This window comes from Burkholderia sp. MSHR3999 (assembly GCF_000833595.1).
In the GTDB taxonomy this organism is placed as follows: Bacteria; Pseudomonadota; Gammaproteobacteria; order Burkholderiales; family Burkholderiaceae; genus Burkholderia; species Burkholderia ubonensis.
In genome coordinates this window covers 1,552,925-1,563,755 of record NZ_JRFO01000001.1, presented here as the reverse complement: position 1 = coordinate 1,563,755, position 10,831 = coordinate 1,552,925, and the positions used below count along the sequence as shown (strand labels likewise).

The window sequence follows — 10,831 nt, the reverse complement described above, 5'->3', positions numbered from 1 at the left end:
TTGGTTCGAACCGGTCAGGTTTGGCGGGCGGTGGCGCCGGGAGCGGAGGCGGCCGCGGGTTGCCCCGCCTTGGCCGGCCCTGCCCGCTCGACGGGCTGCACCGCGGTATCGGGCGAGAATTGCGCGGCGTTGTCGACGATCACGCGCTCGCCGCCCTTCAGGCCGCGCGTGATGCGCCAGTCGCGGCCGCTCATCTGGTCGGCCGCGACCTCGACGTCCTTGACCTTGCCGTCGGCGCCGACCACCCGCACCGACGCGCGGTCGGCCGTGCGCAGCAAAGCGTCGCGCGGCACGAGGATCGCCTGGCGGTCGACCGCGTTGTCGAGCGCGATCTTCACGTACGCGCCGGGCAGCAGCTCGCGATCCGGATTCGGGAACAGCGCGCGCATCGCGACGGTGTCGGTGGTCGGATCGACCGCGAGATCGCGGAACAGCAGCTTGCCCTTCAGCGGATACGCGGTGCCGTCCGGGCGCAGCAGCGTCACGGCGATGTCCTGCTGCGCGATCCCCGTCGCGCGGCCGCTCGTCACCGCGCGGCGCAGCGCGTCGACGTCCGCGGCCGGCTGCGAGAAGTTCACGTAGATCGGATCGAGCTGCTCGACGGTCGTGAGCGGCGTCGCCTCGTTCTGGCCGACCAGCGCGCCCTCGGTGACGAGCGCGCGCCGCGCGCGGCCCGCGATCGGCGCGGTGACGGTCGCGTAGTCGAGCTGGAGCTGCGCGCGCGCGAGCTCGGCCTTCGCCGACGCGACCTCGGCCTTCGCCTGCGCATCGGCGGCAACCGCCTCGGTGTGGTCGCGCTCGCTGACCGCGCGGTCGCGCACGAGATCGTCGTAGCGGCGGCGCTTGTCGGTCGCCGCGAGCGCCGCGGCCTGCGCCTTCGCGAGCGTGCCCTGCGCCGCGTCGCGCGCGGCCTTCAGCGGCGCGGGATCGATGCGGAACAGCACCGCGCCCTGCTTCACCTCCTGCCCTTCCTCGTAGGTGCGCGCGGTGACGATGCCCGCGACCCGCGCGCGCACCTCCGCCTGCCGGTAGGCTTCGAGCCGGCCCGGCAGCTCGACGGAGAGCGGCATCTCGGTCGGCCGCACGGTCACCACCGTCGCGCGCTGCGCGGCCTCCGGCGCGGCGTCGCGCTCGCCCTTTCCGCACCCGGCGACGGCCAGCGCGGCCGCCAGCGCGAACGGCGCCAGCCGGCGGCGGCGCGTCAGGGAGCGATTGTTGTTCTTCATGTGGACCTCGGATCGTGTGCCGCCAGTAAAATGCGGCGGCTCAGGGTGGCTGATTATAATCAGTCATGTCTGATTAAATACACGCAGATTTAAATTTACCGCCACATTGTCTCAATAAAGCGACAGCAAAACGTAAGGAATCTCGCAACATGGCCCGCAAGACCCGGGAAGAATCTCTCGCCATCAAGCACCGGATCCTCGATGCCGCCGAGCTCGTGCTGCTCGAGAAAGGCGTCGCCCAAACTGCGATGGCGGACCTCGCGGAGGCCGCCGGCATGTCCCGGGGCGCCGTCTACGGGCACTACAAGAACAAGATGGAGGTGTGCCTGGCGATGTGCGACCGCGCGTTCGCGCGCACGTCCGAGGGCTTCGAGGCCGGCGACGGGCAACCCGCGCTCGACACGCTGCGGCGCGCCGCGTCGCACTATCTTGAGCAATGCGGCGAGCCGGGCTCGATGCAGCGCGTGCTCGTGATCCTGTATACGAAATGCGAACAGTGCGACGAGAACGGCGCGCTGCTGCGCCGCCGCCTGCTGCTCGAATTGCAGATGCTGCGGATCACGAAGGCGCTGCTGCGCCGCGCGGCCGCGGGCGGCGAAGTCGCGGCCGAGCTCGACGTGCATCTCGCGGCCGTCTATCTCGTGTCGCTGCTCGAAGGCGTGTTCGCATCGATGATCTGGACCAACCGCCTGCGCGGCAATCTGTGGAACGACGCCGAGGCGATCCTCGATGCCGGCTTCGACGCAGTACGTACGTCCGCCGCGCTCCGGCGACACGCGCAAAAATTGCCTGAATGAGGTCCGGATACGCAAAAAACACCGAAGTCATCCCAATTTTCCGCTCTGCGAAACAACATTCCCGACCCTGTTTAAAATTTTCTGCATTTTGCGGAACATCGGTAGACTGGCGCTGTCATCTATTTTTAGCGTCTTCGTGATAACCGGGTCCTGACCCGGCAATCGCGCCGCCGTTCGAAGCGGGTTGCCTCCCGCGCTGTTGGGTCGGACGGAAACGACACGGGCCCCTGACGGGGCCTGTTTTGTTGCACGCCCGCCTCCCCTCCTTTCGGCGGCCCCAGCCCACACCCTTTCCTCGAACCGTTTTCCTGGATGTGGACACCCTTGGTCAAGTCTGCCGCAATTCCTGATTCATCCGCGCCGCGTGCCGCGCGCGCGTGGCAGCTCGTACGCGCGATGCTGCCGGCCGCCGTGCTCGGCGCCCTCGCCACGCTCGGCCTCGCCGTCACGCTGCCGGCCGTCTCGCAATTGCCGGGCGCCGTCGACACCGACACGGCCGCGATGCCGCAACGCGTGCTGTCGGACACCCCGTTCCCCACCGCGCAGCATTTCATCACGAACGAGCTCGTCCAGGCGATCGGCGAGCGCAACGCGCAGCCAGGCCTGTTCGCGCCGCTCAGCGCGCACCGCAACGACATGCTCGGCTATGCGAACCTGTTCACGCTCGCGCCGCCCGAGCCCGAGCACGGGCTGCGCGCCGGCGACATCGAGCTGACGCTGTCCGATACGCTGAACCGTCTCGACCTGCCGCCGGAAGTGCGGATCCAGCTCGGCGACATCGTCAGCGGCAAGGTGCCGATGCGCGAAAGCGCGCATCGCGGCGACTACTACCGCCTCGCGTTCGACACGACCCAGGGCGCGCCCCGCCTCACCGCGCTCGAGCTGCGCGTCGCGGGCCGCACGTTCGGCGCGCTGTGGTTCAAGCCGCCGGGCGCCGACAAGGGCGCGTATTACACGCTCGACGGCGCGCCGCTCGAAGCCGCCGCGTTCACGATGCCCGTCAAGTGGACCCGCATCAGCTCGTTCTTCGGCGAGCGTGTCCATCCGCTGTCGCAGGCGATGGCGTTCCACACCGGCGTCGATCTCGCCGCGCCGTCCGGCACGCGCGTCGACGCGGCGGCCGACGGCACCGTGTCGTTCGTCGGCACCGATCCGGGCGGCTACGGCCGCTACGTGATCGTCGATCACGCCGACGGTTATTCGACCTACTACGCGCACCTGTCCGCGTTCGCGCACGGGCTGAAGGTCGGCGAGCGGGTCAGGCAGGGCGAGCGCATCGGGTCGGTCGGCATGACCGGCGCGGCGACGGGCCCGCACCTGCACTTCGAGGTGCGGATCGCCGACCAGCCGGTCGACCCGCTCGTCACGCTCGCCGAGGCGCAAACGGGCCTCTCCGACATGCAGCGCACCGCGTTCCGCCAGGAAGCCGCGGAATGGCGCTTCCGCCTCGCGTCGATCAACACCGCGCCGTTCGCGTTCGCACAGACCGACGGCCCGCTGTGGGCCGACTTCGCCAGCGACAAATCGACGCTGCGCGCGGTCTTCAACACGCACTACACCGCGTCCTGACGCGCACGGCGCCGGCTGGCGTCAACGCGTCGCGCCGCGCGCCGGCTGCGCGCGCCCGGCCGCCGTGCGCGCGTGGCGTTCCGCGCGCGGACGACGCGACAGCAGCCAGCGCGCGACGCCGTCGAGCGACGTGCACAGCACGAGGTAGATCGCGGCGACGAACAGGAAGATCGGCGCCGGATACACCATCAGCCGGTTGTTCACCTGCGTCGCGACGAACGACAGCTCCGGCACGCCGACGATGTACGCGAGCGACGTGTCCTTCACGAGCGACACCCACTGGTTCACGAACGACGGCGTCATGATCCGGATCGCCTGCGGCAGCAGCACGTAGCGCACGGTCTGCCAGCGCGTGAGGCCGAGCGACAGCCCTGCCTGCCATTGCCCCGCGCCGGCCGCGACGATCCCCGCATGCACCGCGTGCGCGAGATACGCGCCGCCGATCAGCGCGAGCGCGCACACGACCGTCGCAAGCCCCGGCACGTCGGTGTGCAGCAGCATCGGCATCAGGAAATACGTCCAGAAGATCAGCATCAGCACCGGAATCGCGCGAAAAAAACCGATGAACGCGAGCAGCAGCACGCGCGCCCAGCCGCCCGCGAGCGCCATCGCGACGCCGAGCGCGACGCCCAGCACCGCCGACGCGCACGCGGACGCGATCGCGAGCACCAGCGACAGCGCGGCGCCGCCGAGCGGCCCGTCCGGGCACGCGCCGACGAGCAGGTATGGAAGATTGTTGGCGAACAACGAGAATTCCATCGTCAATGCCCCGCACCTAGCCGGTCGCGCCATTGCGCGGCCGCATACGCGGCCGCCTCGATCGCGGCCGCCGCGGCGACGTACAGCACGGTCGCGACGCCGAACGCGGCGAAGGTCTTGAAAGTCTCGGTCTCGACCTGCCGCGATGCATACGACAGCTCGGCGACGCCGATCGCCATCGCCAGCGACGAGTTCTTCACGAGATTCATCGTCTGCCCGAACAGCGGCGGCAACGCGATGCGCACCGCCTGCGGCAGGATGACGTAGCGCAGCGCCTGCAGCGGCGTGAGGCCGAGCGCCGCGGCCGCGTCGCGCTGCGCAAGCGGCACGCCGCGCAGGCCTGCTTCGCACTCTTGCGCGACGAACGCGGCCGTATACGCGCTCAGCCCGACCCAGCCGGCGACGAACTCGAACGACGGCCACGCGAGCGTGAACGGGCCCGCATGCCATGCATGGCCCGCGTTCAGCCACGCGACCCAGGTGTCGGGCAGCAGCGATGCGACGCCGAAGTACCAGAACAGCAATTGCACGAGCAGCGGCGTGTTGCGGAACGTGACGACGTAGGCCGCCACCGCGGCGCGCAGCACCCGGTGGCGCGCATGGCGCAGGATCGACAGCGCAAGACCGCCAACGATCGCGGCGAGCGCCGACGCGGCCGACAGGCCGAGCGTCAGCAGGAAGCCCTGGCAGAGCCAGGACAGGTATTTGGGAGCCAGCCCGAGCATGCGTGTGGCGCGAACGCGTGGCGCCCGCGATCGGAAGTCAACGAAATGCGCCGCGATGCACGCGCCGGTCAGGCCCGGCGGCGCATCGCGGCGCGCGTGTCATGGGTCGTGTCGCGCGCTCAGGTCTTGTCGCCGATGCGGAAGATGCGCGTGAGCGGCGTCTTCGTCGTTGGCCCGAACCACGCGTCGTAGATCTGCGTCGCGCGGCCGCTCGCCTCGAGCCCCTTCAGCGTGTCGTTGACGAAGCCGAGCAGGCGCGTCTCGCCCTTCGGCACGCCGACGCCCATGTAGTCGTTCGAGATCGCGAACGCCGGGATCTCGTAGTTCTGCTTGTCGGGCACGTTCGCGAGCAGGCCGATCAGCTTCGGCCCGTCCTGCGTGATCGCCTGCACGTTGCCGGCGCGCAGCGCGGCGAACGCGAACGGCGTGTCGTCGTACGCGACGATCGTCGCCTTCGGATATTTCTCGCGCAGCGTGATCTCGTTGGTCGTGCCCTTGTCCGCGCCGACCCGCAGCCCGTTCAGCTGCTCGGCGGACTTCAGCACGCCCTTCTTCGCGAGGAACTGCTGGCCCGACGAGAAATACGGAATGCTGAAATCGACCTGCTTCGCGCGCTCGTCGGTGATCGTGAAGTTCGCGAGCACGAGGTCGACCTTGCCGGACGTCAGGAACGGAATGCGGTTCGCCGGGTTCGTCGGCTGCAGTTGCAGCTTCACGCCGAGCTTGTCGGCGAGCGCTTTCGCGTAGTCGACGTCGAGGCCGACGATGTGATTGGTCTTCGCGTCGACGAAGCCGAACGGCGGGTTGCTGTCGAACGTCGCGACGCGCAGCACGCCGGCCTTCCTGATGTCGTCGAGGCGGTCCGCGTGCGCGGCGGTGCCCGCCGTCACGAGCGCAACTCCGACGAGCCATGTAGCGAGAGTGTGGATTTTCAAGAGCACGACCTGATTTGTTGTGAAGGCCGCCGCGGATCGCGCGACGGCCCGGTTCGAGGAAATCCACGGCGGGTGGTGCCGTGAAGCCGCTAACGTATCAGCGGGCCGTGCGAGTTCGAACCAACAAATGCTGCTTTGCTCTGCGGGTTTCGTGATGAGGAGAGGCAACGGTGCGTCCGGTGCGGCGAAAAAAAACGCCCGCTGCAAGCAGCGGGCGTGAATCCCAGTCAAGGAGGTGTCACACGAACTACGGGTTCAGATTAAGCGGATCGCCCGTCGCCGGCAACGAAGCGATTCCGATATCCTTATCGCGCGCGGCGCGATCACGGCTCGTGACGCAGATACCCTTCCTTGCTCGGATCGCGCATCCGGTACGACACGATCAGCGAGACCGCGCACAGCGCGGTCACGTACCAGTAGAACGTCTCCTCGCTGCCGATCGACTTGAACCACAGCGCGACGTACTCGGCCGTGCCGCCGAACAGCGCGTTCGCGACCGCGTACGACAGGCCGACGCCCATCGCGCGTACTTCCGGCGGGAACATCTCGGCCTTGATGAGGCCGCTGATCGACGTGTAGAAGCTGACGATCGCGAGCGCGACCGTGATCAGCACGAACGCCGCGACGGGGCTCTGCACGTCCTTCAGCGCGTGCATCAGCGGCACCGTGCCGATCACCGAGCATGCACCGAACAGGATCATCGACATGCGGCGGCCGATCCGGTCGGACAGCGCGCCGAACACCGGCTGCAGCAGCATGTAGACGAGCAGCGCGACCGTCATCACGTTGCTGGCGGTCTTCGCGTGCATGCCGGCCGTGTTCACGAGGTACTTCTGCATGTACGTCGTGAACGTGTAGAAGATCAGCGAGCCGCCCGCGGTGAAGCCGACCACCGTCAGGAACGCGCCCTTGTGCTGCCACACGCCGCGGATCGTGCCGGCGTCCTTCTTGTCGCGCGACTCGCTCGTCGACGTCTCGTCGAGCGACTTGCGCAGGTACAGCGAGATCAGCGCGGCGGCCGCGCCGACCACGAACGGAATGCGCCAGCCCCACGCCTTCAGCTCGGCGGCCGACAACGTCTGCTGCAGGATCACGAGCACGAGCAGCGCGCACAGCTGGCCGCCGATCAGCGTCACGTACTGGAACGACGCGAAGAAGCCGCGCCGGCCCTTCAGCGCGACTTCGCTCATGTAGGTCGCGCTCGTGCCGTACTCGCCGCCCACCGACAGCCCCTGGAACAGCCGCGCGATCAGCAGCAGCAGCGGCGCGAATGCGCCGATCTGCGCATAGGTCGGCAGCACCGCGATCACGAGGGAGCCGCCGCACATCATCAGCACCGAGATCATCATCGCGGCACGGCGGCCGTGCCGGTCGGCGATGCGGCCGAACAGCCAGCCGCCGATCGGACGCATCAGGAAGCCGGCCGCGAACACGCCCGCGGTGTTCAGCAGTTGCGTCGTCGTGTTGCCGCTCGGGAAGAACGCCGGCGCGAAGTACAGCGCGCAGAACGAGTAGATGTAGAAATCGAACCACTCGACGAGGTTGCCCGACGAGGCGCCGACAATGGCGAACACGCGCCGCCGGGTGTCGTGCGCGGACGGCACGGCTTGGTCGGTCTGGACGTCCATGGGTTGGTCTGTTCCTTTGTAGTGCTTTTGGGCGTGGCGGCCGCAGGACCGCCGCGAGCGGACATGCATGGCACCGGTTCCGGCGCGATGCTCAACCGGATTTTAGCGAAATGTAAAGATAGGGACTGTCCGGGTTCGTCCGGATGTAGAAAATTTTTCTCCCGTTTCCCGGTCATCCAATGAAAACGCCAGCCCGCAGGCTGGCGTCGGATGCAAGGCAACGGGGCGCGCTCAGAGGCGCACTTCGGGCGGCGTGTAGCGGCACTCGTAGCGCTTGCGCACGGTGCCCGCCTCGTCGACGCTTTCCAGGTACACGTCGAACTGCCACAGCCGCGCCATGTGCTTGAGCACCTCGTCGCTGTCGTTCGACAGGTGCCGGTTGTCGGTCATGAAATGGCGCAGCGTGAGGCTGCGGTCGCCGCGCGTGTTGACCGACCACACCTGGATGTTCGGCTCGCGATGGTGGATGTCATATTGCCGCGACAGCGACTGCCGCACGTACTGGTAGCCGGAGTCGTCGTGGATCGCCGACACCTCGAGCGCGTCGCGCATGTCGTCGTCGAGCACCGAGAACAGGCGCATCTCGCGGATCAGGTGCGGCGACAGGTACTGCGCGATGAAGCTCTCGTCCTTGAAGTTGCGCATCGCGTAGTGCATGGCCGGCAGCCACGGGCTGCCCGCGAGCTCGGGGAACCACTTGTAGTCCTCGTCCGTCGGCGCTTCGCAGATCCGCCGGATGTCGCTCATCATCGAGAAGCCGAGCGCATACGGGTTGATCCCGCTGTAGTACGGCTTCGTGACGGGCGGCTGGTAGATCACGTTGCTGTGCGAATGCAGGAACTCCATCATGAAGCCGTCGGCGAGCTTCCCCTGGTTGTACAGCGTGTTGAGCAGCGTGTAATGCCAGAAACACGCCCAGCCTTCGTTCATCACCTGCGTCTGCCGCTGCGGATAGAAGTACTGGCCGATCTTGCGCACGATGCGGATCACTTCCCGCTCCCACGGCTCGAGCAGCGGCGCGTTCTTCTCCGCGAAATACAGCAGGTTCTCCTGCGGCTCCGGCGGATAGCGCTCCTCCTGCTCCTCGGCCAGCTCGGGCTTCTTCTGCGGCAGCGTGCGCCACAGTTCGTTGATCTGCGACTGCAGGTACGCCTCGCGCTCGCGGCGCAGCGCCGCCTCTTTCGACAGCGACGGCTTCTGCGGCCGCTTGTAGCGGTCGACGCCGTAGTTCATCAGCGCGTGGCACGAGTCGAGCAGCTCCTCGACGCGGTCGAGGCCGTAGCGCTCCTCGCATTCCGCGACGTAGTTCTTCGCGTAGACGAGGTAGTCGATGATCGCGTGCGCATCGGTCCACAACCGGAACAGGTAGTTGCCCTTGAAGAACGAGTTGTGACCGTACGCCGCGTGCGCGATGACGAGCGCCTGCATCGTCATCGTGTTCTCTTCCATCAGGTACGCGATGCACGGATTCGAGTTGATGACGATCTCGTACGCGAGGCCCATCTGGCCGCGGCGGTAGCTCTTCTCGGTGGACAGGAAGTGCTTGCCGAACGACCAGTGCCGGTAGTTGACCGGCATCCCGACCGACGCGTACGCGTCCATCATCTGCTCGGCGCTGATCAGCTCGAGCTGGATCGGGTAGATGTCGAGCTCATACTGCTCGGCGACCTGCGCGATGTGCGTGTCGTATTCCTCGAGCAGTTCGAAGGTCCAGTCGGACGGGCACGGCAGCGGCTTGCGTTCGGCAACGTTCATACGCGCTTCCTTCTGCCCGGCACCGGGCATGTCGGCTGGCGGCGTCGACGGTTCGGCGTGGCCGCGTTGCTGCGTCGCGGCATGGCCTGCGGTGTCGTCGCCGGATCGGCGCGGCTGGTAGCCGCGCGATTCGCTGTGCAGGTGGCGGCTCGTCATGACATTTCCACCTGCTTTTCGAACAATTCGCGAAACACCGGGTAGATATCGGCAGCCGATTCCACTTTTTTCATCGCGAGATGCGGTTGCGACTGCATCAGCTGCGCATACTCCAGCCACAGATTCTGCTCTTCGGGCGCGACCTGGATGTACGCGAAGTAACGCGTCTTCGTGAGGATATCCTCTTCCAGGATTTTGCGACACTTCGGCGAATCGTCGGTCCAGTTGTCGCCGTCGGACGCCTGTGCGCCGTAGATGTTCCATTCGGTCGGCGAGTAGCGCTCGTTCATCACCTTGCGCATCAGCTCGAGCGCGCTCGACACGACCGTGCCGCCGCTTTCGGTCGAATGGAAGAACGTATCCTCGTCGACTTCCTCCGCGCGCGTGTGGTGGCGGATGAACACCACCTCGATGCGCTCGTAGTTGCGCTTGAGGAACAGGTACAGCAGGATGAAGAAACGCTTCGCGAGATCCTTGCGCTGCTCGTCCATCGAGCCGGACACGTCCATCAGGCAGAACATCACGGCCTGGCTCGACGGCTGCGGCTGCTTCACGCGATTGATGTAGCGCAGGTCGAACGGATCGATGAACGGGATGCGCCAGATGCGGCCCTTCAGATGGTGGATCTGGTCTTCCAGCGTCGCGATCTCCGCGCGGCGGTCTTCGGAATCGCTCTTCAGCGCTTCGAGCTGCGCCTCGAGCTCGTGCAGCTCGTTGACGAGCGGCGAGCCGAGCGCGATGCGGCGGCCGAGCGCGCTTCTGAGCGAACGCACGATGTCGATGTTGTTCGGCGTGCCTTCCGCCGCCCAGCCCGCGCGCACGTTCTTCCAGCTCGGCACCGTCAGCAGGTGCGTCTTCACGAGGCGCGGCAGTTCGAGATCGTCGAAGAAGTACTGCATGAACTCGTCGCGCGACAGCTCGAACACGAAGTCGTCCTGCCCCTCGCCCTCGTTGCTCGCCTGGCTGCCGCCGCCGCCCGCGCCGCCTTGCGGACGCGGGATCTTGTCGCCGCGCACGTAGTCCTCGTTGCCCGGATGCACGTACTCGCGGCGCCCGCCCGGGCCGTGGCGGAACGTCGGTTCCGCGATGTCCTTGCGCGGAATCGTGATGCTCTGCGTGCTCTGGATGTCCTTGATGCTACGATCGCGCACCGCGTCCGACACGGCACGACGAATGTAGTTCTTGACGCGACGCAGAAAGCGTTCGCGGTTGGCAATGCTCTTGTTCTTGCCGGCTAGCCTGCGGTCGATGATTTGATGAAGCACACCCGGTCTCCCGCTC

At 67.0% G+C, this 10,831-nt stretch carries 9 protein-coding genes; 2 read left to right on the top strand and 7 right to left on the bottom strand.

What is annotated here, in order from left to right:
* Positions 1 to 14 precede the first annotated feature (14 nt).
* Positions 15 to 1,226, bottom strand: a complete 1,212-nt coding sequence (locus tag KY49_RS07360; protein WP_042583985.1) for a MexX/AxyX family multidrug efflux RND transporter periplasmic adaptor subunit — start codon at positions 1,224 to 1,226, stop codon at positions 15 to 17.
* A gap of 149 nt (positions 1,227 to 1,375) precedes the next feature.
* On the opposite strand from KY49_RS07360, the gene KY49_RS07355 reads away from it, so the two are divergent.
* Positions 1,376 to 2,023 (top strand): TetR family transcriptional regulator, encoded by a 648-nt coding sequence (locus tag KY49_RS07355; protein ID WP_042583984.1) that lies wholly within the window; start codon positions 1,376 to 1,378, stop codon positions 2,021 to 2,023.
* A 312-nt stretch (positions 2,024 to 2,335) separates the two neighbouring features.
* Entirely contained in the window at positions 2,336 to 3,592 is a 1,257-nt protein-coding gene (locus KY49_RS07350; protein WP_232456443.1) for a M23 family metallopeptidase, read from the top strand.
* A 21-nt stretch (positions 3,593 to 3,613) separates the two neighbouring features.
* Here KY49_RS07350 and KY49_RS07345 read toward each other — a convergent pair whose 3' ends face one another.
* The 6 genes from KY49_RS07345 to KY49_RS07320 form a co-directional block, all read right to left on the bottom strand.
* Complete coding sequence (locus KY49_RS07345) at positions 3,614 to 4,351, bottom strand: amino acid ABC transporter permease (protein ID WP_042583982.1); 738 nt, start codon at positions 4,349 to 4,351, stop codon at positions 3,614 to 3,616.
* Positions 4,352 to 4,353: 2 nt separating this feature from the next.
* The gene (locus tag KY49_RS07340; protein WP_042583981.1) at positions 4,354 to 5,076 is read right to left on the bottom strand and encodes an amino acid ABC transporter permease; all 723 of its coding nucleotides are present in this window, start codon (positions 5,074 to 5,076) and stop codon (positions 4,354 to 4,356) included.
* 119 nt (positions 5,077 to 5,195) lie between these two features.
* The gene (locus tag KY49_RS07335) at positions 5,196 to 6,011 is read right to left on the bottom strand and encodes an ABC transporter substrate-binding protein (protein WP_042583980.1); all 816 of its coding nucleotides are present in this window, start codon (positions 6,009 to 6,011) and stop codon (positions 5,196 to 5,198) included.
* Positions 6,012 to 6,334: 323 nt separating this feature from the next.
* Positions 6,335 to 7,639: an MFS family transporter gene (locus tag KY49_RS07330; RefSeq protein WP_042583979.1), complete on the bottom strand. Its 1,305-nt coding sequence runs from the start codon at positions 7,637 to 7,639 to the stop codon at positions 6,335 to 6,337.
* A 231-nt stretch (positions 7,640 to 7,870) separates the two neighbouring features.
* On the bottom strand, positions 7,871 to 9,550 hold the full coding sequence (locus tag KY49_RS07325) for a SpoVR family protein (protein ID WP_010092450.1): 1,680 nt from the start codon (positions 9,548 to 9,550) through the stop codon (positions 7,871 to 7,873).
* Positions 9,547 to 10,815: a YeaH/YhbH family protein gene (locus KY49_RS07320; RefSeq protein WP_042583978.1), complete on the bottom strand. Its 1,269-nt coding sequence runs from the start codon at positions 10,813 to 10,815 to the stop codon at positions 9,547 to 9,549. The genes KY49_RS07325 and KY49_RS07320 overlap by 4 nt, the downstream gene beginning before the upstream one ends.
* Positions 10,816 to 10,831: the final 16 nt, after the last annotated feature.

What these genes read in the sequence shown, in the direction of transcription:
- KY49_RS07330 (WP_042583979.1), bottom strand. Translation starts at nt 7,639, where the DNA reads ATGGACGTCCAGACCGACCAAGCCGTGCCGTCCGCGCACGACACCCGG.
- KY49_RS07355 (WP_042583984.1), top strand. Translation starts at nt 1,376, where the DNA reads ATGGCCCGCAAGACCCGGGAAGAATCTCTCGCCATCAAGCACCGGATC.
- KY49_RS07360 (WP_042583985.1), bottom strand. Translation starts at nt 1,226, where the DNA reads ATGAAGAACAACAATCGCTCCCTGACGCGCCGCCGCCGGCTGGCGCCG.
- KY49_RS07340 (WP_042583981.1), bottom strand. Translation starts at nt 5,076, where the DNA reads ATGCTCGGGCTGGCTCCCAAATACCTGTCCTGGCTCTGCCAGGGCTTC.
- KY49_RS07345 (WP_042583982.1), bottom strand. Translation starts at nt 4,351, where the DNA reads ATGGAATTCTCGTTGTTCGCCAACAATCTTCCATACCTGCTCGTCGGC.
- KY49_RS07350 (WP_232456443.1), top strand. Translation starts at nt 2,336, where the DNA reads ATGTGGACACCCTTGGTCAAGTCTGCCGCAATTCCTGATTCATCCGCG.
- KY49_RS07325 (WP_010092450.1), bottom strand. Translation starts at nt 9,550, where the DNA reads ATGACGAGCCGCCACCTGCACAGCGAATCGCGCGGCTACCAGCCGCGC.